General features: G+C 76.0%; 14 protein-coding genes. 9 read left to right on the top strand and 5 right to left on the bottom strand.

The genetic code is table 11. The features are described from left to right. Nucleotide 1: 1 nt before the first annotated feature. Nucleotides 2-3,352 carry a DUF4132 domain-containing protein gene (locus HUT06_RS27020; protein WP_176198276.1) on the top strand — a complete coding sequence of 1,117 codons (3,351 nt, stop codon included), beginning with the start codon at nt 2-4 and terminating at the stop codon, nt 3,350-3,352. A gap of 23 nt (nt 3,353-3,375) precedes the next feature. Continuing rightward, the gene (locus tag HUT06_RS27015; protein WP_176198275.1) at nt 3,376-5,541 is read left to right on the top strand and encodes a DUF4132 domain-containing protein; all 2,166 of its coding nucleotides are present in this window, start codon (nt 3,376-3,378) and stop codon (nt 5,539-5,541) included. Here the strand turns inward: HUT06_RS27015 and HUT06_RS27010 are convergent. From HUT06_RS27010 to HUT06_RS27000, 3 genes are all read right to left on the bottom strand, one after another. Then, nucleotides 5,538-6,788: a hypothetical protein gene (locus HUT06_RS27010; protein WP_176198274.1), complete on the bottom strand. Its 1,251-nt coding sequence runs from the start codon at nt 6,786-6,788 to the stop codon at nt 5,538-5,540. The genes HUT06_RS27015 and HUT06_RS27010 overlap by 4 nt on opposite strands. 34 nt (nt 6,789-6,822) lie before the next feature. Further along, nucleotides 6,823-7,926: a cystathionine gamma-lyase gene (locus HUT06_RS27005; protein ID WP_176198273.1), complete on the bottom strand. Its 1,104-nt coding sequence runs from the start codon at nt 7,924-7,926 to the stop codon at nt 6,823-6,825. 114 nt (nt 7,927-8,040) lie between these two features. Then, nucleotides 8,041-8,493, bottom strand: coding sequence for a MarR family winged helix-turn-helix transcriptional regulator (locus tag HUT06_RS27000; protein WP_176198272.1), 453 nt, complete (start codon nt 8,491-8,493; stop codon nt 8,041-8,043). Between the two features lie 120 nt (nt 8,494-8,613). Between HUT06_RS27000 and HUT06_RS26995 the strand changes: the two genes are divergently transcribed. Then, nucleotides 8,614-9,447 (top strand): alpha/beta fold hydrolase, encoded by an 834-nt coding sequence (locus HUT06_RS26995; protein ID WP_254715401.1) that lies wholly within the window; start codon nt 8,614-8,616, stop codon nt 9,445-9,447. Nucleotides 9,448-9,496: 49 nt separating this feature from the next. Here the strand turns inward: HUT06_RS26995 and HUT06_RS26990 are convergent, their stop codons facing one another. Together HUT06_RS26990 and HUT06_RS26985 are read right to left on the bottom strand one after the other, a co-directional pair. Beyond that, nucleotides 9,497-10,396, bottom strand: a complete 900-nt coding sequence (locus HUT06_RS26990; protein WP_176198270.1) for a tetratricopeptide repeat protein — start codon at nt 10,394-10,396, stop codon at nt 9,497-9,499. Continuing rightward, nucleotides 10,393-13,866, bottom strand: coding sequence for a protein kinase (locus HUT06_RS26985; RefSeq protein ID WP_176198269.1), 3,474 nt, complete (start codon nt 13,864-13,866; stop codon nt 10,393-10,395). Before HUT06_RS26985 ends, HUT06_RS26990 begins: the two co-directional genes overlap by 4 nt. Nucleotides 13,867-13,915: 49 nt before the next feature. On the opposite strand from HUT06_RS26985, the gene HUT06_RS26980 reads away from it, so the two are divergent. The 6 genes from HUT06_RS26980 to HUT06_RS26955 all read left to right on the top strand — a co-directional run bounded on the left by HUT06_RS26980 (nt 13,916) and on the right by HUT06_RS26955 (nt 23,824). Beyond that, complete coding sequence (locus HUT06_RS26980) at nt 13,916-15,139, top strand: hypothetical protein (protein ID WP_176198268.1); 1,224 nt, start codon at nt 13,916-13,918, stop codon at nt 15,137-15,139. 83 nt (nt 15,140-15,222) lie between these two features. Continuing rightward, nucleotides 15,223-17,256: a DUF4132 domain-containing protein gene (locus HUT06_RS26975; RefSeq protein WP_176198267.1), complete on the top strand. Its 2,034-nt coding sequence runs from the start codon at nt 15,223-15,225 to the stop codon at nt 17,254-17,256. Continuing rightward, on the top strand, nt 17,253-18,347 hold the full coding sequence (locus tag HUT06_RS26970) for an AAA family ATPase (RefSeq protein ID WP_176198266.1): 1,095 nt from the start codon (nt 17,253-17,255) through the stop codon (nt 18,345-18,347). The genes HUT06_RS26975 and HUT06_RS26970 overlap by 4 nt, the downstream gene beginning before the upstream one ends. Continuing rightward, on the top strand, nt 18,347-20,674 hold the full coding sequence (locus HUT06_RS26965; RefSeq protein WP_176198265.1) for a DUF5682 family protein: 2,328 nt from the start codon (nt 18,347-18,349) through the stop codon (nt 20,672-20,674). Before HUT06_RS26970 ends, HUT06_RS26965 begins: the two co-directional genes overlap by 1 nt. A 10-nt stretch (nt 20,675-20,684) precedes the next feature. Further along, on the top strand, nt 20,685-21,839 hold the full coding sequence (locus HUT06_RS26960; protein WP_176198264.1) for a VWA domain-containing protein: 1,155 nt from the start codon (nt 20,685-20,687) through the stop codon (nt 21,837-21,839). Next, nucleotides 21,836-23,824, top strand: a complete 1,989-nt coding sequence (locus HUT06_RS26955) for a hypothetical protein (RefSeq protein WP_176198263.1) — start codon at nt 21,836-21,838, stop codon at nt 23,822-23,824. Before HUT06_RS26960 ends, HUT06_RS26955 begins: the two co-directional genes overlap by 4 nt. The last annotated feature ends 20 nt before the right edge of the window (nt 23,825-23,844 follow it).

Raw genomic sequence — 23,844 nt, 5'->3', positions numbered from 1 at the left:
CATGGGCACGACGGGGCCGGGGACGGCCGATGAGAACACCTGGGAGACGCCGGCCGCGTGGCGGGGGCTGATCCATCCGCGCCGCGACCGGCCCCCGCGCCCGGCGGTGCGGACCGACGACGCCGCGCTCCGCAAGGCGCGGACGCTGCTGGACGCCGCGCGCGGCCGCGTCGAGGAGATCCTGGCCCTGCCCGGCACGACGCCCGCGCTGGCCGAGCACGCCCGCGCCTACCTGGGCGGCGCGCCCGACCCGCTCGGCGCGGCGGTGGCCGCCGACGTCGCGGTCTCCGAGGGCGGGCTGGTCGAACTCGGCGGCAAGGCCCCGTTCCTGGACGCCTGGACCGCCGAGCACGGCCTGCCGTTCGCCGCGAGCGCCTACGCGGAGCAGCCCGCGATCACGGTCGACTACGTCCAGGCCGGGATGGAGCGGACGTGGTCGGGCGTCCGCGACTGGAAGCCCTCCGACTACACCGGGGGCTGGTGGGCGCGCGAGGGGGAGGCCCGGCACCTGCGCACGCTGCTGACCGTCGCCGACGACGGCGTCTACGCCGAGGCGGTCGAGTCGCTGGCGGCCCGCCGCCGGACGCCCCCGCAGCGGCTCGTCGTCTCCTACCTGCTGCCGACCCGGCGGGACTGGGTGGACGAGGTGTGCGCGGACCCGGCGATCACGGCCATGCCCGTCCACTTCGACCTGCGCTGGATGCTGTTCTGCTCGCTCGGCGACCCGCACCAGGTCGACGCCGACCGCTTCCCGCTCGGCTACCGCGACCGCGCGCTGAGCACCCTCGCGACCCTCGTCGACGGCGCCGGTCCCGCCGGCGCCGTCCCGCTGCTGGCGGGGGCGCTGGACGGCGAGTACCTCGGGACCGACGCCAAGCGCACCATCCTGGGCGTCCTCGCCGAACTGCCCGCCGACGGGGCGTTCCAGGCCCTGGTCGACCGGCTCGGCGACCGCCACGTCCCGCCCGCGCTGCAGGCCGCCGCCGACTCCTTCCCCGGCCGCGCGATGCGGCTGCTGGCGGCGTCGGCGGGGAGGCCGGGAGTGGAACCGGTCCTGCGGCAGCACGTCCTCACCCACCCCGAGCTGCTGGAGGAGATCCTGCCGGAGCTGCCGGCGGAGTCCCGGGCGGCGATCGAGGGACTCCGCGACACCGGCGCCCGGGTCCCGGAGGCGGCGCCCGAGGCGCTGCCGCCGCTGCTCACCGCCCCGCCGTGGACCCGTCCCCGGACGAAGGCCAAGCCCGTCGTCATCAAGGACCTGCCGTCGCCCGGCATCCGCTCGATCGCCTGGGAGCCGGGCGAGCGCGACGCCTGGGACGTCGACCTGCACCACCGCTGGCGCTGGGCGAAGCGCATGGACTGGCACGTCCAGTCCGCGAAGTTCCGCAAGGGGGAGCTGCCCGCCTACCAGAAGACCGTGTTCCTCGTGGAGGCCCCCGAAGAGCTGGTGCGCCCGCTGCTCGCCGGCTGGGAACCGACCGAGGCGTGGGGGATGGAAGAGGTGGGCCCCGTCATCGTGGCCCGGTTCGAACTGGACGTGCTCGACGGCGCCGTCCGCCTGGCGCGGCTGGACCCCACGCACTGCGGCGGCATCCTGCTGCCCTACCTGAGCGACGACGTCGCGCGGCTGATGGCCGACTGGCTCGCCCGGCTCAAGCAGGCCGGGAAGACGGCGCGCGCCTGGTTCGGCCGGCACGGTCTCGCGGCCGTCCCCGCGCTGCTGCCGGACGCGCTCGGCAAGGCCGGCGCCGCCCGCCGCGCCGCCGAGGCCGCGCTGCGCCTCATCGCCGAGCGGCACGGGGCCGAGGGCGTCGTGGCGGCGGCCCGCGTCCACGGCGACAGGGCCGCGGCGGCGGTCGAGGCGCTGCTGTCCGCCGACCCGCTCGACGTCCTGCCCGCGAAGACGCCGGCCGTCGGCGGGTGGGCCGACGCGCGCCTGCTCCCGCAGCTCCTGCTCCGCGACCGCGCGCACGCCCTCCCGGCCGCCGTCGCGCAGCACGTGGTCACGATGCTCGCGATGTCCAAGCCCGGCGCGGAGTACGCGGGCGTGGGCGCCGTCCGCGAGCTGTGCGATCCCGAGTCGCTCGCCGGGTTCGGCTGGGCGCTGTTCCGCGCCTGGGAGGCGCAGGGCGCGCCGTCCAAGAACGCCTGGGCGCTCACGCAGCTCGGCCTGACCGGCGACGACGGCACGGTCCGCGAGCTGACCCCGCTGATCCGGGCCTGGCCGGGCGGCGGCGGCCACGCCAAGGCCGTCACCGGCCTGGACGTGCTCGCCGCCATCGGCACCGATGTCGCCCTCATGCACCTGCACGGCATCGCGCAGCGCGTGAAGTTCAAGGGGCTGAAGGGCAAGGCGCAGGAGAAGATCGAGGAGGTCGCCGCGGGGCTCGGCCTGACGTCCGAGCAGCTCGCCGACCGGCTCGTCCCCGACTTCGGGCTCGACGCGGACGGCGGCATGGTCCTCGACTACGGGCCGCGCCGCTTCACCGTCGGGTTCGACGAGCAGCTCAAGCCGTTCGTCACCGACGAGGACGGCAAGCGCCGCAAAGCCCTCCCCAAGCCCGGCGCCAAGGACGACCCCGACCTCGCGCCCGCCGCCTACAAGGCGTTCTCCACGCTCAAGAAGGACGTGCGGACCGCCGCCGCCGACCAGATCCGCCGCCTCGAAGCGTGCATGGTGGCGCGCCGCCGCTGGCCGGTGGGAGAGTTCACCGAGCTGCTGGCCGGGCACCCGCTCGTCCGGCACATCGTCCGCCGCCTGGTCTGGCTGGCCTTCGACGGTGAAGGGGACGGCGGCGAGGCGACCGCGTTCCGCGTCGCCGAGGACGGCACGTTCGCCGACGTGGACGACGACGTCCTCACCCTCGCCGACTCGGCGTCCGCGGGCATCGCGCACCCCGTCGACCTCGACGTCGAGCCCTGGGCCGAGGTGTTCGCCGACTACGAGATCCTGCAGCCGTTCCCGCAGCTCGGACGGCCCGTCCACCGGCTGACCGGCGAGCAGCGCGCGGCCGGCAGGCTGGCGGAGTTCGAAGGACGGACGGTGCCGTTCGGCAAGCTCCTCGGGCTGACGTCGCGCGGCTGGCAGCGCGGCGAGCCGCAGGACGCCGGGGTCGAGTGCTGGATCTCCCGGCGGCTGCCCGGCGGCCGGTACCTCACGATGGCCCTCGACCCCGGCATCGCCGTCGGGATCCCCGACGAGTTCCCCGACCAGACGCTGGTGACGGTCGGCCTGGCCGCCCGCCCCGAGCAGTTCTGGATCAGCACCGAGCACCCGACCGGGACGTTCGCCGACCTCGACCCGGCGATCGCGTCGGAGATCCTCGCCGACCTCGCCACCCTGACCTCCTGACCCGCCGACCTGAGAGGGCACCCATGGAACTGCCGAAGGCGCTGCTGGAACCGCCGTGGGCGGCGCGCGAGCCCGCCGGGACCCCGGCCGGCGAAGAGCCGGTCATCGTCGCGGGCCTCGAACCACCGGACGGCCGCGCGGTCCGCTGGGCGCCGGGCGAGCGGGAGGAGTGGGCGGCGACCCGCGCGTACCGGGCGTGGGCGGACGGCGAGTGGGAGGAGGCCGCCGAGCAGTTCCGGGACGGCCGCATGGGCTACGCGCCCGTCCAGGCCGCGTTCCTCGCGGGTGCCCCCGAGCACCTCGCCCGCCCGCTGCTGGCCGGCTGGCAGCCGAAGGTGACGTGGGACTTCGCCCACTCGCTCCGGCCGGTCGTCGCGCGCTTCGAGACGGACGCCTGGGACGTGGCGTTCCGCCTCGCCAAGCAGAACCCGTACGGCACGGGCCCGGTGCTGATGCCGTTCCTGTCCGCCGACGTCGCCCGCCTGGTCGCGGACTGGCTGTACCGGCTCAAGTCGGCGCAGGACCTCGCCGCCGCCTGGCTCGGCCGGCATGGCCTGGACGCCGTCCCCCACCTGGTGCCGGACGCGCTCGGCAAGCGCGTCGGCCCCCGCCGCAACGCGGCCAAGGCGCTGCGGGCCGTCAAGGGCGACGTCGCCGAGGCCGCCCGCGTCCACGGGGACGAGGCCGCCGCCGCGGTCGCCGCGCTCCTGGCCGCCGCACCGCCCGCCGCCGCGCGCGCCGAGCCCCCGTACAAGCCGCCGCCCCTCCCCGCCTGGCTGGACCTGGGCGCGCTGCCCGCCCCGCCGCTGAAGGGCGGCGGGGAACTGCCGCCCGAGGCGCTCCGCACGCTCCTGCTCGCGATGACGGTGCCGGACAGCCGCGGCATCGACGTCGCCCCGGTCCTGGACGGGGCCGCCGAGGTGTGCGAACCGGAGTCGCTCACGGCGTTCTCGTGGGCGCTGTTCGAGGCGTGGGAGGCGGCGCGGTTCCCCGGCCGCAGCGGGTTCGTGCTGTCCATGCTCGGCCGGTTCGGCGACGAGGAGACCGCCCGCCGCCTTACCCCGCACATCAAGAAGTGGCCCGGCCAGCCCGGCGGGCACGGCCGCGCGGTGCACGGGCTCGGCGTCCTCGTCGAGATCGGCGGCGACACCGCCCTCACGCAGCTCGACTCCATCGCGCGTAAGTCGAAGTACAAGGGGCTGAAGGCGGAGGCGCAGCGCAGGCTGGCGTTCGCGGCGAAGAAGCGCGGCCTGACGCCCGACCAGCTCGCCGACCGCCTCGTCCCGGCCTTCGGCCTGGACGCCGGCGGCACCCTCGTCCTCGACTACGGGCCGCGCCGGTTCACCGTCGGCTTCGACGAGCAGCTCAAGCCCACCATCGCGGACGGGAACGGCACGGTCCGCAAGTCGCTGCCCAAGCCGGGCGCCAAGGACGACCCCGGCCTGGCGCCCGCCGCCCACCAGCGGTTCGCGGAGCTGAAGAAGGAGCTGCGCGCCGTGGCGTCCGTCCAGGTCGCCCGGCTGGAGTCGGCCATGGTCATGGGCCGGGAGTGGACGGCCGCCGAGTTCGGCGAGTACGTCGTCGGCCATCCGCTGATGCGGCATCTCGCGCGGCGCCTGGTCTGGCTGAGCGGCGACCGGGCCTTCCGCGTCGCCGAGGACCTGACGTTCGCCGACCTGAACGACGACGCGGTGGACCTGCCGGAGTCGGCGGCGGTCCAGATCGCCCATCCGCTGGAGCTGGGGAACACCCTGGACGCGTGGTCGGAGATGTTCGGCGACTACGAGATCCTGCAGCCGTTCCCGCAGCTCGGACGGCCCGTCCACACCCTCGCCGAGGGGGAGGGCGCCGGCGGCCGGCTCGCCCGGTTCGAGGGCCTGACCGTCCCGACCGGCAGGCTCCTCGGCCTCACCCGGACCGGCTGGAGCCGCGGCGCGCCGCAGGACAACGGCATCGAGCACTGGATGTCCTGGACGCTCGTCCCGGACGTGGCCGTCGTGCTCGACCTGAGCCCCGGCATCGCCGTCGGGTACACCGACCTCAACCCCGAGCAGACGATCGAGCACGTCTGGATCGGGAAGTCGGCGGGCGGCTACGCGCCGTCCCGCGTCATCGAGGACGGGTTCGCGGACCTCGACCCGGTCTTCGTCTCCGAACTCCTCACCGACCTGACCTCGCTGGCGGGCTAGGCGAAGCGGCCGCTCGGCACCGGGCCGGGGTCGCGCACCGCGTCCCTCGGCCCGGTCAGCCAGTGGCCGCGGACGGCGCCCACCAGCCCGGCGAGCACCTCGTCGGGGTCCGGCGGCGCGCCGTCGTCCTCGACCGCCTCCGGGGCCGCCTGGACGATCTCCGCGGCAAGCTCCTCCACGGGGCGATCGTCCGGCGGCACCGTCTCGGGCCGGCCGCCGGGCACCATCCGCAGCTGCTCGCCCCACGGCGACTTCACGACCTGGTGCAGGAAGCCGGTGACGTCGGCGCTCACCGTCGGCGGGTCGGTCCAGCAGGACGCGTGCTCGAACAGCACCTGCCCCTCGGCCCGCTCCCGGAGCCCGCCGGCCTCGGTCTCGTTCAGGTCGTAGGCGACGACGAGCACGTCGGGGCGGCCGGGCGCGAACGGCTCGGCGGGCAGCCCGAGCAGCCGCGCCGCCGCCAGCCCGAGGATCGTGCTGGACCGGTCGGGGAGCAGCCCGACCGACGCCGGCCGCCGCCCCGCCGCGTCCAGGACCAGCCGCAGCCGGTCGAGGCTCCGCCGGCACATCCCCAATCCGTCGGACATGTAGGCGAACCGGCCCGTCATGCCGTCCTCGAACCCGTACGGCGAGATCGTGGTGAGGAGGCCGCCGGTGAGCGCGAAATGCCAGCCGCGCAGGTCCCTGGCGTCCAGCGGCGCGACGGCCCGCACCGCCACCGCCCGCGCGAGCATCCGGGCGAGCCGGTCGCGGACGGGCAGCCACTGCTCGTCCGCGGGCGCGGGCAGCCGCCCCGCCTCCCGCTCGGCCCGGGCGACGTCCCCGGAGAACAGCGCGTTGTAGGCGAGCAGATACCGCGCGGGCCACGGATCGAACGCATCCACCCGCGGCTCCAGCACCGAGACCGCCTCGGCGTGGCGGTTCTCCCGCTCCAGCGCGGAGACCAGTTCCATGACCAGGGCGGGCTCGTCCGGCATCAGTTCCACCGCACGCCGCAGCGGGGGGATCGCCAGGAACGCGATACCGCGCTCGATGCACGCGTAACCGAAGTCGTAGAGCTGCTGCGGCTCCTGCTTGCGGGCCATCGCCCGCGCGGCGTCCCGCATGTCGTCGAACCCCGACAGCTTGGCCGCGCCCTCCATGAGCCGCGCGACCTCGCGCAGTTCCATGCCGTCGGCGTTGGACCGCAGATGCCGGATCAGCCCGGCGATGTCGCCGCTTTTCAGAAGTGCCCGCGCGTCGCTCATGGCGGGCCACGCTACAGCGGCCCGCCCCGCCCGTTCACACCGTTTTCTCCAGCGCCTGGAGAACGTCCGCCACGAGATCACCGGTGTTCTCGACGCCGACCGAGAAACGGACGAATCCCGGCTCCACGGCGTCGCCGCCCCAGCGCCCCCGCCGTTCCGCCGAACTGTGCACGCTGCCGAAACTGGTGGCCTGCATGACCAGCCGCATCGCCCCCAGGAACCGTTCGGCCGCGGGCGCGTCGGGCAGCGTGAACGACAGGACGCACCCGAACCGGCGCATCTGCCGGGCCGCGACCTCGTGCGACGGATCGTCCGGCAGCCCCGGATACCGGAGCCCGGCGACCCGCCCCCGCAGCGCCTCCGCCAGCGCCATCGCGTTGGCGGCCTGCCGCTCCAGCCGCAACTCCAGCGTGGCGAGCGACCGGTGCGCCAGCCACGCCTCCATCGGCCCGGGAATGGCGCCCACCGTCTTCCGCCACAGCCGCACCCCGGCGGCCAGTTCCGGATTCCGCGTCGCGACATGCCCGAGCAGCAGATCCCCGTGCCCGCTCAACGCCTTGGTGTCACTGGCGACGGAGAAATCGGCGCCCAGATCCAGCGGCCGCTGACCCAGGGGCGTGGCCAGGGTGTTGTCGACCGCCACCAGCGCCCCGGTCGCATGCGCGGCCTTCGCGACCCGCGCGATATCGCACACGTCCAGCCGTGGATTGGACGGCGTCTCCAGCCAGACCAGCCGCGCCCCGTCCAGCAGTGCGATCTGCGCGTCCCCGCCGGTGGGCGCCATTCGCACCACCGCCCCGTACGACTCCAGCCGCTCTTTCAACTGACGGGTCGCCATGTAGCAGTCATCGGGCAGGACGACGACATCGCCCGCCCGCACCTGCGACAGGAGCACGGCCGCCACGGCGGCCATTCCCGACGCGAAGGAAACGACCTCGGCCCCGCCTTCGAGTTCGCCGATCGCCCGTTCCAGCAGCGTCCATGTCGGATTGGAGTCGCGCCCGTAGGTATAGGGCCCGCTCGTCTCCCCGGCCAGATGGTAATGCGCCGCGAACACCGGCCCCGGCAGCCCCGGCGTGGAGTTCTCCGCATCCGGCCGCCCGGCCCCCACCGCCAGCGTCCCGTCCCCGACCGTCACCCGCGCCTCCTCAAGAACGTCGGCCCCGCCGTCCGCGCACGGACCTCGAACCACGGTACGCCGGTCCACCGCCGCCGCCGGGAGGCGGCCCCGCCCCGGCCGCCGAGGCGGGGGTCAGCCGCGGAGGCGGGTGAGCGTCTGCGGGGTCAGGTGCTCTGCGAGCTGCTCCAGGAGAGCGCTGACCTGGGCGATCTGCCCGGAGTCGGCGGTGTCCATGGCTTTGGCCAGCGCGGCGTCGATGGAGGTCGCGCGGACCTGCTCCACCCGGTCGGAGACGCCGGGTGCGGGGTGGATGAGGAGCCGGCGGCGGTCGCGGGCGTCGGGTTCGGTGACGACGGCGCCGGCCTCGCGGAGGCGGGCCACCGCGGCCGACACCGCGCTCTGCGGCAGGCCGGTGCGGGCGGCGATCTCGCCGATCGCGCCGCCGGGGTGCGCGCGCACGTCGCTGACCACGATCAGCACCGTCCGGACGCCGGTCGGCTGGTCGCCCAGCCCCTCGGTGGGCAGCGCCTCCTCGCCGATCTTCATCAGCGTGCGGCCCAGCAGGAACAGCTCGACTCCGTTCATCCCGCCAAGGTACATCAAGGCTGATACATCAGGCTTGATGTATCAAGTTTGATGCTTTACGGTGATGCACGACGGCGGCGACCGGAGCCGCCGGCGAGAAGGGAACCCGAGATGACCGCTGTGAGCACTGCGAGGGCCGGCCACCTGGCCGTCCCCGGCGCGACCCTCTACTACGAGGTGCGCGGCACCGGCCCGGTGCTGCTGATCTCCCAGAGCGGCGAAGGCGACGCCGGACGCAGCACCGACCTGGTCGACCGGCTCGCCGCCGACTACACCGTCATCACCTACGACCGGCGCGGGCTGTCGCGCAGCACTCCGGACGACCCGGACCGGGCAGTGACGCTCGCCGAGCACGCCGACGACGTCCACCGCCTGCTCGCGGCGCTCACCGACGAACCCGCGGCGATGCTCGGCTGCAGCCTGGGCGCCGTCATCGGCCTGCACCTGGCCGCCCGCCACCCCGGCCGGATCGGCACGCTCATCGCCCACGAGCCGGTCGCACCCGGCCTGCTGCCCGCCGCCGAACGCGCCCGCCACGAAGCGGAGCTGGCCGAGATCCAGCGGCTCTACCGCCGCGACGGCCTGGGCCCGGCGCTGCGGACGATCGCCGAGGTGCTGGGCATCGACCCCGCCGCCCCCGACGCCGAACCCGGCCTGGCACCGCAGCCCATGACCCCGCGGCGCATCGCCAACTTCGGCTTCTTCATCGAGCACGACTTCGCCGCCGTCATCGGCGACACCCTGCCGGTCGCCGAGTTGGCGGGCACCGCGACGCGCATCATCCCCGCCGCGGGCCGCACCACCCCGCGCACCGTCTTCGACTACCGCTGCGCCGAGGAACTGGCCGCCCTGCTCGGCACCGGCATCGCCGAACTCCCCGGCGGGCACAACGGCAACACGACCCACCCGCGCGCCTACGCCGCCCGGCTCCGCGACATCCTGCGGAACGCCTGACGGGCGGCCGGGCGGCCGGGCGGCCGCGCGGGGCCTGCAACGGTCTCCCTCAGGCGTCGCGGAGGGAGTCGGCGATGCTCCGGGCGATCTCGGACTCCTCGATGCGGCCGAGCACTTCGAGGGCGACCGACTTGTTGTAGTGGTCGTTCCAGGAGTCGGGGCCGTTGTCGATGGCGTAGTCGATGACGGGCAGGGCCTCCTCGCAGCGGTCCAGCTTGACCAGGGCCGCGCCCTTCACGCTGTGGGCGCTCGCGAGGTCGTACCGGCCGGCGCCCACGGCGGTTCCGGAGGTGAGCAGCGCGATGGCCTGGTCGATGACGGCGAGGGCCTCCGCGTCGCGGCCGGCGTCCATCAGCAGGACCGCCCGGTTGACCTGCGGCGCGGGATAGCGGGGCTGGACGGCGATGGTCTCCTCGTACGCGGTGAGCGCCTCGGCGTCGCGTTCCATGAGGGAGAGCGCGCGGGCCTTCTCGAAGCGGGACGGCACGTCGGACGGGTTCAGCCGGACCGCCTCGTCGAACGCCGCGAGCGCCTCGGCGGGACGGCCGGATTCGCTGAGCGCGATGCCGCGCCAGTGGTGCGCGGTGGCGTACCCGGGGCGGAGCCGGACGGCCTCGTCCAGGTCGCGCACGGCGTCCTCGAAGCGGCCGGACTCGATCGCGCCGACCGCCCGGTCGTGGTGCTCGACCTCGGCGGGCCGGGCGCGGCCCCCGACCTGCTCCAGCCTGCTGCCGGGGACGAGCTTCCCGCCGCAGTGCGCGCAGCGGGGCGCGCGGAAGACCGAGCCCGGGGCGTGGCAGCGGTCGCAGAAGTTCTTGCCGCAGTCGCCGCAGATCATGAACTCGATCGCGAAGGCCTCCGGGTCGTCGCGGGCGACCGGGTTGCCGCCCGGCACCTTCGACACCGAGATGAGGCGCGTGCAGGCCCAGCCGGAGCAGCCGAGGATCATGGGGATGCCCTTCCGTTCTCGAACACGTGGTCCCAGTCGAGTTCCCAGGCCCGCATCACATGGTCCCGGTCGCGGGACACCGCGAGGTGGGCGTCGGCGCTGAGGCCGACCCAGGTGACGGCGGCCGCGTGGGCCTTGAGGGTGTGCAGGCACCGTCCGGACGGGACGTCCCAGACGCGCAGGTTCCCGTCGGGCCCGCCGGAGACCGCGAACCGGTCGCCGGTGCTGCGCGCCAGGCAGGTGACCGGCTCCGGCGGGTGGTGCAGGAGGCGTTCGGCGCGCAGGTCCCAGACGCGCAGGGCGCCGTCGGGGCCGACCGTGGCGGTCAGGGCGCCGGCGGCGTCCACGTGGATGGACGCGAGTTCCTCCGACGGGCCCCGGACGTAGCCGGTGCCTTCGCCGGTCGTCCCGTCCGAGGTCCAGAGGGTGCCCACCGTGTGGCCGCACGTCACGACCGTGCGGCCGTCGGCGCTCATGGCGGCCGGCGACCGGCCCGGCAGGACGCGCGACCGCCGGCCTCCGAGCCGCCAGAGCGTCACCACGCGGCGCATGTCCGACACCAGGAGGGTTCCGGCGCCAGGGCCGAAGCGCAGGGAGAGGACGACCCCGCTGTGCCCCTTGAGGACGTGCCTGCGCCTGCCCCTGTCGAGGTCCCAGACGCGGACGGTGCCGTCCTCGTCGCCGGATGCGGCGAGCCGCCCGTCCGCGCTCACGGCCAGCGACCTGACGTCGGCCTTGTGGCCGCTGAGGACGCGCAGGCACTCGCCGGAGGCCGCGTCCCACACGCGGACCTTCCCGTCGCTCGCCCCGGTCAGCAGCCGGTGCCCGTCCGGGGTGAAGGCGACGCACTCGACGGACATGCCGCCCACCTGGAGCGTGTGCAGATGCTCCCCGGACGCGGCGTCCACGAGCCACACGATCGGCCAGGCGCCGAACGAAAGGGCGAGGACACCGCCCGCGCTCAGCGCGCCGGCGCTGACCGACCTGCGTTCGGTGCCGGGCAGTTCGGCTCCCTGCCAGCCGCCCAGCAGGTCGGTCCGGCGGCCGTGCCGCCCGGCCTCGCGCCACAGGCGGAGCAGGTCGCGGTTGCGTTCGTGGCCGGGGACGTTGCGGGCGGCGCGCAGTTCCGCCCCCGCCCGCGCCCAGTCCCCGGCGTCCGCGAGCCTGCGGGCCCGGGACAGGGCGAGGCCCGCCGCGTCGGCCTCGCGGGCCAGTTCCGCCGCCGTGCGCGGGCGTGCATGGCTCCAGGGGGCGTGCGGTCCCGGGTCTGCCAGGTGCCATACGTGGACGGCCGGGCCGCTCGGCGCGGTGAGCGCGTGCAGGCCGTCGCCGCTCAGCGCCAACGTTCCGGTGAGGGCGCCTTGGCCCGGCAGGGTGCGCAGGCCGCGTTCCTCGTCGAGGTCCCACAGCTGCGGGCCGTCGGGGCCGCCCGACAAGGCCCGCCGGCCGTCGTCGCTGACGGCGAACCGCAGGTCGGGGCCGATCCGGCGGTCCAGGGTGCGCAGCGGACGGCCCGCCACGGTGTCCCAGACGCGCAGTTCCGTCTCGGTCGCGGCGATCGCGGCGCGTCCTCCCGCGCTGAGCGCGACGCGGGCCCGGGGCATCGACGTCGTCCGGACGAGCATGCCCTTGGCCGCGTTCCACACGCGCAGGCGCATGGTGGTCGGCTCCCACCTGACGACATGCCCGTCACTGGTCATCGCGACCGCCCCGCCGAGCGCGCGCGGGAGGTCCTGCTCCTGCTGAAGGGTGCGGACGCAACGCCCGCCGCCGGTGTCCCAGAGCCGGACGGCCCCGCCTTCGGTGGCCGTCGCCAGGAGCGAGCCGTCCGAGGCGAACGCGAGCGAGTCGACCCGGCCCGCGTGCCCTTCGAGCCGGTGCAGCAGAAGCCCGGACCGGACGTCCCAGACGAGCACGGCGCCGTCCGCGCCACCGGAGGCCGCGAACCGGCCGCACGGGCTCAGCGCCACCGCGCCCACCCCGCCCGCGAGCCCGGCGGAGTGCGCGGGCAGCACGTGGACGCAGTGCCCGGCCGCCAGGTCCCAGATCCGCACGGTGCCGCCCTCCGCGCCGGGCGGCGGCGGGTTCGAGGAGTTCCGGCCGCCGCTCACCGCGAGCCCGGCGCCGAGCGCGACCGCGCTGACCGGGTCGGCGTGGCCTTCCAGGACGGCGGGCGGCCGCGCGGCGGGCAGCCGCCGGGCGCTCTCCAGCGCCGCGGCCGGCTCGGGGGCGTCCGGCGCCTGCTCGGCGGCGGCCTCCAGCAGCGCCACCGCCTCGGCCGCGGCGCCGCGCTCCAGATGCACCAGGCCGAGCAGGTGATCGCCGATCCAGTCGTCCTTGTGCGTCGCGCGGACCTGCTCCAGTTCGCCGACGAGCCGCGCGTCCGTCATCCGGCCGGTGCGCCACAGGCGCAGGCCCCGGTTGTAGACGGCGTGCGGGTGGTGCGGGTCGGCCTGTACCGCCCGCTCCCACAGCGCCTCGGCCTCCTCGGGGTGGCCGAGGTCGAGCATCGACAGCGCCTGGTTCGACAGCCCGTCCGCGAGCAGCGTCGCGGGCCCGGGCTGCTCCCGGGGGTAAGGGGTGCCGGTGACCTGCGCGTACACCGTCGCGAGCGCCTCGGCCGGCTCGTCCATCCGGTCGGGACGCGACGACGGGTCCGGCCGGAAGCACGCGCGCAGCACGTCCGCGAGACCGGGCGGCAGGACGCCGGCCGCCCGCACGGCGAACTCCTCGAACGCCCGGCCGCCGTCCGCGCCCGACCACACCGGCGGGCCGCCGGTGAACATCGCCAGCACGCTGAGCGCCCACGACCACACGTCCGTCGCGCGGGTCAGCGGCGCCCGGTCGCCCGCCGCCGCCCGCGCCTGCTCGGGGGAGCAGTACGCCGGGGTCAGGCCCGCGAAGCTGACCAGGGGATCGGCGTCCGGACGCGGGACGCCGTCCTCGCCCGCCCTGATCCGCGCCTTCGCCAGCCCGAAGTCGGTGACCTTGACCGTCCCGTCCGGGGTGAGCATCACGTTCGCGGGCTTCACGTCCTGGTGGACGAGCCCGCTGCGGTGCGCGTGGTCCAGCCCCCAGGCGAACTGGATCGCGACGTCGATGAGCCGGCCCGCGGTGCGGCGCGGGTCCGGGTCGCGCAGCCGGCCGTCCTCGATCGCGTCGGCGAGGCTGCCGCCGCCGACCCACTCGGCGAACACGCCCGGCAGCGGGCCGAGCCGGCGCACGTACGCGCAGTTCACGATGTGCGGGTGCGGGCCGAGCCCGACCCAGGTCTGCGCCTCGTCCTCGAAGCCGCGCAGCGCGTCCGCGGACCCGACCAGCTCGGGACGGGGCACCTTCATCGCGAGTTCGGTGTCCCAGCCGCGGTGGCGCACCCGGTAGACCAGGCCCATGCCGCCGGTGGCGACCACGTCGCGCACCTCGTAGAGATCGAGCACGACATCGCCGGGCCGCCAGGTCGCCTCGGTCATGCGGGGAATCCTACGGATCTGTCGGCCCGCTCCTCTACCGTTGGGCGCCATGGAAGATCGGCCCCCCGGCGAGGACGTCCTGACCATTCCCGACGCGTGGCGGCGCGCGCTGCACGCGCGGCGCGGCGGCGCGCCCGGCCCCAAGATCAAGGTCGACCCGGCCGCGCCGCGCACCGTACGGCGCCTCGTCGAGGAGACCGGCGGGGCGGTCGAGGCGCTGCTCGAAGGAGGGGCCGGGGACGCGGCGCTCGCCGAGGCCGCGCGCCGCCATCTGGACGGCGCGGACGACCCGACCGGCGCCGGCGCCATCGCCGCCGTCACCGTCATGGGAGTCGGCGGGCCGGCCCGCAAGGGGGAGGTGCACCGGGCGTTCACCGATGCCTGGATCACCGGGCACGGGCTCGCCTTCGCGGCCTGCGCGCTGGTCGAGCTGAGCCGGACGAGGGCGGTCTGCGAGGGCGACGGGCCGTGGCGCGGTTCAGGGGCCGGTGCCGTCCGGCGAGAGGGCGATGCCGACCTCGGGACCATGCTGACGGACGATCTGCGGCGCGTCCGGGGGCTGCTGGCCGCCGCCGACGACGGTGAGCACGCGCGTGCGGTCGACCGGCTGGCCGCATACCGCTCGACACGGGCGGCGCGGTGGATCGTCTCGTACATGGTCCCCGACCGGCAGGACTGGGTGGAAGAGTGCTGCGCCGATCCCGGCGCCCTCGGACCGTGGAGCGGATCGTCGCAGCGGCTCGCGCTGCTGACCTTCGGAAAGGCCTCGCAACTCGCGACGACGCCTGGGTTCTACTGGGGAGACCCGAGCCGCGCCCTGCTCGCCACGATGCTGGACGGGATCGGCCCGGACGTGCTTGCGTTCCTCCTCCAGGAGGCCACCACCGGAAACCTCGATTCCGCCGACCGCAAGCGCATCTTCGAGGCGATCGCCCTCCTGCCGACGGACGAGGCGTTCCAGGCACTGATCGACCGGCTCGGCGAGAGGCATGTGCGGGGCGCGCTCGGCGAGGCCGCCCGGCGGTTCCCGCTGCGGGCGCTGCGGCTGCTGGCCCGCGCGGGCGCCGGCGACCTGCTCGCGAGCCATGCCGCGGCCCACCCCGAGCTGGTCGCCGCCGCGCTGCCCGGCTTGCCGGACGACGTCGCCGCGGCCGTCGAGCGCGCCGCCGCCGCGCCGCCGCCGCGTCGCCGCGCGTCCCCGATGCCGCACCGGACGAGCTGCCCGCCGTCCTCGCCGCCCCGCCGTGGCGCGACCCCCGGCGTCCCGTCCTGACCGGCCTGACCCCGCCCGCGCCCCGGCTGGCGTGGCGCGACGGCGAACGGCGGGAATGGCTGGAGACGGACCTGGAGAAGTACGTGGGCAGGCCCGAGGCCGCCGACTGGGAGGCCCTCGCCGAGGGCTACAAGGCGGGCGATCACAAGATCGCGCCGCTGCAGCTGATGTGCTACGGCCCCGAGGACGTGGTCCGCCCGCTGCTCCCCGGCTACGCGGGGCTGGTCCGCCGGTTCGCCGACGCGTGGATGCGGTTTCTCGCCGCCCGCTACGAACTGGACGCGCTGCCCGCCGCGATCCGCACCGCCCGGCCGAACCTGGAGACCTGCGCCGACCCGCTCCTGCCGTACCTGGACGCGGACGTGGCGCTGCTGATGGCGGAGGGCCTGGTCAAGCGCGGCAGCCGGCTGCTGCCCGCCTGCCGCTGGTTCGACCGGCACGGGCTCGCCGCCGTCCCGCTGCTCGTCCCGGCGGCGCTCGCGACGAAGGCCAAGGACTGGCGCGGCGCCGAGACCGCCCTGCGGTACCTGCTCGCCGCGCACGGCCGTCCCGCCGTCGTGGGCGCCGCCCGCGCGGCCCACGGCGACCAGGCGGCGGACGCGGCCGGGGAACTGCTGTCCCTGCCGCCGACCGCGACCGGCCTCGCCCAGCCGGTGAAGACCGGCACCTGGGTGGACCCGGCGCCGCTCCCGCAGGTCCTGCTGCGCGGACGCGACCGCGCCCTGCCCCTGGACGCCGTCCACGCCCTCATCGAACTGCTCACCTTGGACGCCCCGCACGGGATGGACGAGCTGGCGGAGGCATGCGACCCCGGTTCGGTGGCCGAGTTCGGGTGGGCGCTGTTCCAGCAGTGGCTCGACGCGGGCAAGCCCTCCAAGGACGGGTGGGCGCTGCGGCAGCTCGGCCGCACCGGCGACGACGGGACCGTCCGGCGGCTGACCCCGGTCATCCGCGCGTGGCCGGGTGAGGGCGGGCACAAGAACGCCGTCACCGGCCTCGGCGTCCTCGGCGAGATCGGGACGGACGTGGCGCTGATGCACCTGCACGGCATCGCGCAGAAGGTGAAGTTCAAGGGCCTGCAAGTGGAGGCGCAGGCGCGGATCCGGCAGGTCGCCGACCGGCTCGGCCTCACCACCGAGGAGCTCGGCGACCGGCTCGTCCCCGGCTTCGGGCTGGACGCCGACGGCGGCATGGTCCTCGACTACGGGCCGCGCCGCTTCACCGTCGGGTTCGACGAGCAGCTCAAGCCGTTCGTCACCGACGAGGACGGCAAGCGCCGCAAGGCCCTCCCCAAGCCCGGCGCCAAGGACGACCCCGCCCTCGCGCCCGCCGCCTACAAGGCGTTCACCGACCTCAAGAAGGACGTGCGGACCGCCGCCGCCGACCAGATCCGCCGCCTGGAGCGGGCCATGGTGACGCAGCGCCGCTGGTCCCGGGACGACTTCGGCGCGTTCATCGCCGGGCACCCGCTCGTCCGGCACATCGCCCGCCGCCTGCTCTGGGTCGCCTACGAGGACGAATCCGACGGCGAAGGGGGCGCCGGGACGGCGACCGCGTTCCGCGTCGCCGAGGACGGCACGTTCGCCGACGCCGGCGACGACGCGTTCGACCTCCCAGGATCGGCGCAGGTGGGGCTCATGCATCCGGCGCGCCCCGGCACGGACGTCGAGGCGTGGGCCGAGGTGTTCGCCGACTACGAGATCCTGCAGCCGTTCCTGCAGCTCGCCCGTCCCGTCCACGTCCTCACCGAGGCGGAGCGGGAGAGCGGCCGGCTGGCCCGGTTCGAGGGCCTGAAGGTCCCGTTCGGCAAGGTCCTCGGCCTCGTCAAGCTCGGCTGGGAGCGCGGCGAGCCGCAGGACGCGGGCGGCGAGCGGTGGATCTCCCGCCGCGTCGCCCGCGACCGGTACGTCGTGATCGACCTGAATCCCGGCATCTCGGTCGGCGCCGTGGACGCCTCCGGCGACCACCAGGTCCTCGACTACGTGTGGTTCGCGACCGAGCCCGGCGACTTCTGGCCCAGTAAGGGGACCCCTCTCACGTTCGGCGAGCTGGACGGCGTCACCGCGTCCGAGATCCTCGCCGACCTGACCACTCTCGCGGAGGCCGCGCAAGCATGAGCGACGACAAGACCGACTACCAGCGGCCCCCCGCCGAGGTCCGGTTCGCCGGGGAGCTCGACCGGCTCCGGGAGGACGACACCGGCCCCCGCCCGCCGGGCTGGGCGCTGAGCCTGACGGCGGCGCGCCGGTTCATCACCGGCGACGACGCGCTCGGCATCGGCCGCAAGTTCGTCGGCGACACCGCGCTCATCGACCGCGCGCTCGTCACCCTCGCCACGAGCCGCGGGCTGATGCTGGTCGGGGAGCCGGGCACGGCGAAGTCGCTGCTGTCGGAGCTGATCGCGGCGGCCGTCAGCGGGACGTCCACCCTGACGATCCAGGGCGGCGCGGCCACCACCGAAGACCAGATCAAGTACTCGTGGAACTACGCGCTGCTCGTCGCGGAGGGCCCGTCCGCGCGGTCGCTGGTGCCGGCGCCGCTGCACACCGGCATGGCCGAGGGCAAGGTCGTCCGGTTCGAGGAGATCACCCGCTGCCCGCTGGAGGTGCAGGACGCGCTGCTGTCCCCGCTGTCGGACCGCGTCCTGGCGATCCCTGAGCTGACCGGCCCGGACGCGATGGTGTTCGCGCGGGACGGGTTCAACGTCATCGCGACCGCCAACACCCGCGACCGGGGCGTCAACGAGATGAGCGCGGCGCTCAAGCGGCGGTTCAACTTCGAGACCGTCTTCCCGATCGCCGACTTCGGCACCGAGCTGGACCTGGTCGAGCAGGAGGCGCGGCGGCTGCTGGAGCACAGCGGTGTCGAGGCGCCGCCGCGCCGCGACGTCCTGGAGGTCCTCGTCACCGCGTTCCGGGAGCTGCGCGGCGCCGCCACCGAGGACGGCCGGGCCATGGACCGGCTGTCGGCCGTGATGAGCACCGCCGAGGCCGTCTCGGTCGCGCACCAGATAGGCGTGCGGGGCTGGTTCCTGCGCGGCGAGCCCGGCACCGCCGCCGACATCGTCGAGTGCCTCGCCGGGACCGCCGCCAAGGACAGCCCCGACGACCTCACCCGGCTGCGCCGCTACCTGGAGCAGCAGGCCGCGCGGCGCGACGGCGCGCAGTGGAAGGCGCTGCACGCCGCCCGGCACCTGCTGCCCGGCTGATGGCCGCCACGTTCATCGGGGTCCGGCACCACAGCCCGGCGTGCGCGCGGCTCGTCCGGGACGCGATCCGGCGGCTGCGGCCCGCGTACGTGCTGGTCGAGGGCCCCGCCGACTTCGGCCCGCGGATGGACGAGCTGCTGCTCGGCCACACCCCGCCCGTCGCGGTGTTCAGCTACTACCGGGACGCCGAGCGGGTGCACGCCTCCTGGTCGCCGTTCTGCGGGTACTCGCCGGAATGGGTCGCGCTCCACGAGGGCCGCGCGGCCGGCGCCGAGCTGCGGTTCATCGACCTGCCCGCGTGGCATCCCGCGTTCGCCGAGCGCAGCAACCGGTACGCCGACGCGGAGCGCCGCTACGCCGAGGTCACCGAGCGGCTCTGCCGGGAGTTCGCCGTCGACAACACCGACATCCTCTGGGACCACCTCTTCGAGATCGATGCCGCCGACGATGACGAGCGGGGCGTCGCGGAGCGGCTCGACGCCTACTTCGCGCTGCTGCGCGGCGAGGCGGCGGCCGGGGCGGACGACACGGCCCGCGAGGCGTACATGGCGGCGTGGGTGCGGGCGGCCGTGGCCGACGCCGGCGACCGCCCCGTCGTGGTGGTGACCGGCGGGTTCCACAAGCCCGCCCTCGAAGCGCTCGCCGCGACCGGTTCCACGGAGTGGCCGGACGTCCCGGAGCCGCCGGAGGGCGCGATCGGCGGCGGCTTCCTCGTCCCGTACTCCTTCAGGCGGCTGGACGCCTTCACCGGCTACCAGTCGGGCATGCCGTCGCCCGAGTACTACCAGCGGCTCTGGGAGGACGGCCCCGGCGCGGCGGCGGGCGCGCTCACCGAGCGCGTCGCGACGCGGCTGCGCGAGCGCGGGCAGGTCGTGTCGACCGCCGACCTGATCGCCGCCCGCACCCTCACCGACGGCCTCACCCGGCTGCGCGGCCACCGCGCGCCCGCCCGCACGGACCTGCTGGACGGCCTGGTGTCCGCCCTGGTGAACGACGACCTCGACCAGCGGCTGCCGTGGACGTCGCGCGGCCCGCTCGCCCCCGGCGCCCACCCGGCCGTGGCGGAGATGGTCGCCGCGCTGAGCGGGGACCGGACCGGGCGGCTGCACCCGGGGACGCCCGCGCCGCCGCTCGTCCACGACGCCGAGGCCGAACTGGAGCGCCTCGGCCTCGACCGGGACGGGCCGGTCGTCCTCAAGCTGGCGTCGCCGCGCGGCCTGGAGCGCAGCCGCGCCCTGCACCGGCTGCGCGTGCTGGGCGTCCCCGGCGCGCGGCGGGAGTCGGGCCCCGAGACGGGCGCCGACCCGGTGCTGGAGGAGCGCTGGGAGCTGACCGCCGCCGACCCCGGCGGGCACCGCCGCTCCGCGCTCATCGAGGCCGGCGCCTACGGGCCGACGCTCGCCGACGCGGCGGGTGCCGCGCTGGACGAGCGCGTCCACGCCGCCGGCGCCGACATGGAGCGGCTCGCCGCCGCGCTGTTCGACGCGGCGCTGTGCGGCTGCGCCGACCGCTCCGACCGGATCGCCGAGGCGATCGCGGCCGGGATCGCGGGCTCGTCCGACCTCGCCGGGCTCGGCGCCGCGCTCGGCACCGTCCTCGGGCTGTGGCGCCACGACCGGGTCCTCGGCACGGCCCGGAGCCCGCTGTTCGGGACGGTCATCGAGGAGTGCGCCGCCCGGATCCTGTGGCTCGTCGAGGGGATCCGCGGCGGGCCCGCGCCCGCCGACCTCGACCGGCTGCGCGCCGTCGCCGCGGTCCGCGACGCGCTGCTGCACGCCGGCGGGACGCTCGCGGCGTACCGGGACGCCGCGCTCGGCGTCGCCCGCCGCGTCGCCGCCGGGGCCGACGTCCCGCCCGACCTGCGCGGCGCCGCGTTCGGGCTCGGCCGGGCGCTCGGCGACACCGCCGACCCGGCCCGCGCGGTGCGCGGCGCCGCCGGCCCCGACGTGCTGGGGGACTGGCTCGCCGGGCTGTTCGCCCTGGCCCGGCAGGAGGTGCTCGACCCGGACGGGACCGTCCTCGGCGTCCTCGACGAGCTGCTCGGCGACCTCACCGACGGCGACTTCCAGGTGGCGCTGCCCGCCCTGCGGCAGGCGTTCGGGTTCTTCCCGCCGCGCGAGCGCGAGACCATCGCCGAGGGCCTGCTGGAGCGGCGCGGCCTCAACGCTCCGGCCCGCAGCCTGCTGCGTGCGCCGGACAACCCGCTGCTCATCGCCGAGGCCCGAGCCCTGGAGGAGCGCGTTGACCGTGCCCTGGCGGCCGCCGGCCTTCTGGAACTGAGCGAAGCGAACCGGGGGTGTGGGGGATCGTCCCCCCACAAGGACTAGAAGGAGAATCGTGATCCCGCCCGATCTGGAACGCTGGCGGCTCGTGCTCGGCGCGCCCGCCGAGGGGTGCACGGGGGCGCTGTCCGGCGCGGCGGCCGAACGGGACGCCGCCCTCGACTGGCTCTACGGCCGCGACCCCGACCTCGGACGGCGCGGCGTGCGGCGCGGGGGCGGCGGCGGGACGGCCAGGCCGGGCGGCGACCGCACCGGCGGCGACGGGCCCTCGCAGCTCACCACCGTCGACTGGCTGGACGCCGTGCACCGGCTCTTCCCCAAGGAGACGATCGAGCGGCTCGAACGCGACGCCGTCGAGCGGTACGAGATCCACGAGATCGTCACGAACCCCGAGGTGCTGGAGCGCATCGAGCCGGACGCGACGCTGCTGCGCGCCGTCCTGCGCACCAAGCACCTGATGAACGCCGAGGTGCTGGCGCTGGCCCGGCGGATCGTGGAGACCGTCGTCCGGCAGCTGATGGACCGGCTCGCCACCGAGGTCCGGCAGGCGTTCCACGGCACCCGGTCGCGGCGCCCCAGCCGCGTCAAGAACTCCCGCAACTTCGACTTCCACGCGACGATCCGCGCGAACCTGGCGCACTATCGGCCGGACGAGCGCCGCCTCTACATCGAAAGCCCCCGGTTCGTGTCCCGGACGCGGCGGCACGTCGAGCAGTGGCAGCTGATCCTGCTCGTCGACCAGTCCGGGTCGATGGCGGGGTCCGTCGTGCACTCCGCCGTCACCGCCGCGTGCCTGTGGGGGCTGCCCGGCCTGAAGACGCACCTGGTCGCGTTCGACACCTCCGTGGTCGACCTCACCCGCGACGTCACCGATCCGGTCGAGCTGCTGATGAAGGTGCAGCTCGGCGGCGGCACCGACATCGCGCGGGCCGTCGGCTACGGCGCCGGGCTGGTGGAGAACCCGCGCCGCGCGATCGTCGCGCTCGTCACCGACTTCTACGAGGGCGGCGACCCGCCCCGGCTCGTCCGGGAGGTCCGCAGGCTCGTCCAGCAGGGGACGCAGGTGCTCGGGCTGGCCGCGCTCGACGAGGACGCGAACCCCGACTACGACCGCGCGATGGCGGGCCGGCTCGCCGCCGAGGGCGCGCACGTCGGCGCCATGACGCCCGGCCGGCTCGCCGAGTTCGTCGCCGAACGGATCGGCCGGTGACCCGCCCCGCGGCCCGCGCCGACCTGCTCTCGCTCACCCCCGACGCGCTCGCCGCCCTGGCCAACCGGGGGCTCGTCAAGCGCGCCGCGAAGGACCTGGACGCCGGGAACGGCCCCGAGATCGCCGTGGGCGCGGACGGCGGCGTCGACGGCGCCTTCCCGGACGGCACGAAGACGTCCCTGCCCGCCGGCGCCGGGCTGGAGGCGGCGACCTGCTCGTGCGCCGCCACCGGGACGTGCCGCCACCGGATCTGCCTCGTCCTCGCCTACCAGCGGACGGCGGCCGCCGAACCGGCCGCCGAGCCCGACGCCGACGCCGAGTCCGGGGAAGCGGACGCGTCCTGGTCGCCGGGGGCGTTCGACGACGACGCGCTCGCCCGCGTCCTCGGGCAGCGCGCCCTCACCGCCGCCCGCCGCGCCTTCCGCGCCGGGTACTCGGCGAAGCTCCGCCGCCCCACCGCGCAGGACCCGGTCGCCCACGTGGAGCTGCCGTCCTGCACCGTCCGGTTCCTCGTGCCGGGCGAGCTGGGCTACGTCCACACCGACGCCGTCGCGGCGGTGCGCGGCGAGGTCACCGTGCTCGCCGCCTGGGCGTTCCGCGCCGCCGACGAGCGCGGCCTCACCGGCGCCGAGGTCCGCCTCGACGTCGGCGGCGCGCCGGGGGCGGCGCGCGGCGACGGCGGCACCGTGCTCGACGCCGCCCTCGACCTGGCCGGGCAGCTCCTGCTGGAGGGCGCCGCGAACGCGGGCCCGGTGCCGGCCGCCGCGCTCGGCCGCACCGCCGCCGACCTCGCGGGACGCGGCATGCACTGGCCGGCCGCCGCGCTGGAGGACCTGGCGGCCCAGCTCACCGCCCACCACGAGCGCAGCGCCGAGCACGACCCCGCGCGGGTCGCGGAGCTGCTCGCCGAGGTCCATGCCCGGCACCGCGCCGCCGGCGGCCCGGACCGGACCCAGGCGCTCGGCACCGACGAGCGCGCGGAGACCCCGCTGCGCCGCGTCCGGCTGGTCGGGCTCGGCTGCCGCGTCGCGGGCACCGGCGCGCACCGCACCGCCGACATCTACCTCGCGCACGCCGGCACGGGCGTGGCGCTCGTCCTGAAACGCCGCTGGGACGTCCCGGACGGCGACCGCCTCACCGGCGCCGACCTCGCCGGGCGCCGCATCCTCGGGGTGCCGCTGCGGTCGCTCGCCGCATCCAACGTCGTGTCGGAGAGCGCGTCCCGCAGCGCCGGCCGCGTCGTCCGCGTCACCGCCGGCCGGATCGCGAAGACCACGGTCACGCCGCTCGGCGACGCCTGGGAGAGCCTGCCCGCCGCGCTGCTCGTCCGCGACCTCGCGGCCGAGGCCCGCGCGCTGGACGCGCTGCCGCCCCGCCTCGTCCGGCCCCGGGTCGCGGCGGAGCTGGTCCGCGCCGTCGCGGTCGCCGAGGTCCGCGACATCGGCTACCACCCCGGCGCGCAGCGCCTGGAGGCCGTGGTCGCGGACGCCGCCGGGACCGCCGCCGTCGTGTCCGCCGACTACAGCCCGCACCGCCCCGCCGCGCTCGACGCGCTCGCCGCCGCGCTGGAGGGCGGCCCCCGCCTGGTGACCGGCGCCGTCCGCAGGGACCGCGGCGGCATCGTCATCGACCCGTTCGCCGTGATGACCGGGGACGGCGCCGTCGTCCCCGACCTGATGCCCGGCGACGGCACCGCGGCGCTCGACGCCCCGGCCGCCGCCGCCCGCGACCCGCTGACGCACGCCCTGGGGGAGGCCCTCGCCGCCTGCGCCGAGGCGGCGCACCGGGGGCTCCTGCACACCACGCCCGGCCTGCGGCAGCGGATCGCCCGCACCGGGCGGGACCTGGACCGCGCCGGGCTCCGCACCGCCGCCGCCTCCGTCGCGGACCTGGCGGCGGCGCTCGCCGCCGACGACCCGCACCGCACGGTCCGCGCGTGGGCCGCCGCCCACATCCGCCTGCTGACGACGGCGGAACTGCGCTGATCGTCCGCGACCGCGTGTAT

It is taken from the genome of Actinomadura sp. NAK00032, from assembly GCF_013364275.1.
In the GTDB taxonomy this organism is placed as follows: Bacteria; Actinomycetota; Actinomycetes; order Streptosporangiales; family Streptosporangiaceae; genus Spirillospora.
Note: the sequence above shows the minus strand (reverse complement) of the source record. Positions and strands in the feature narration are given on the sequence as shown.

Bases quoted from the DNA above. Each gene is read 5' to 3' on its own strand.
- HUT06_RS27020 (WP_176198276.1), top strand. From the start codon at position 2: ATGGGCACGACGGGGCCGGGGACGGCCGATGAGAACACCTGGGAGACG.
- HUT06_RS27015 (WP_176198275.1), top strand. From the start codon at position 3,376: ATGGAACTGCCGAAGGCGCTGCTGGAACCGCCGTGGGCGGCGCGCGAG.
- HUT06_RS27010 (WP_176198274.1), bottom strand. From the start codon at position 6,788: ATGAGCGACGCGCGGGCACTTCTGAAAAGCGGCGACATCGCCGGGCTG.
- HUT06_RS27000 (WP_176198272.1), bottom strand. From the start codon at position 8,493: ATGAACGGAGTCGAGCTGTTCCTGCTGGGCCGCACGCTGATGAAGATC.
- HUT06_RS26990 (WP_176198270.1), bottom strand. From the start codon at position 10,396: ATGATCCTCGGCTGCTCCGGCTGGGCCTGCACGCGCCTCATCTCGGTG.
- HUT06_RS26985 (WP_176198269.1), bottom strand. From the start codon at position 13,866: ATGACCGAGGCGACCTGGCGGCCCGGCGATGTCGTGCTCGATCTCTAC.
- HUT06_RS26980 (WP_176198268.1), top strand. From the start codon at position 13,916: ATGGAAGATCGGCCCCCCGGCGAGGACGTCCTGACCATTCCCGACGCG.
- HUT06_RS26970 (WP_176198266.1), top strand. From the start codon at position 17,253: ATGAGCGACGACAAGACCGACTACCAGCGGCCCCCCGCCGAGGTCCGG.
- HUT06_RS26965 (WP_176198265.1), top strand. From the start codon at position 18,347: ATGGCCGCCACGTTCATCGGGGTCCGGCACCACAGCCCGGCGTGCGCG.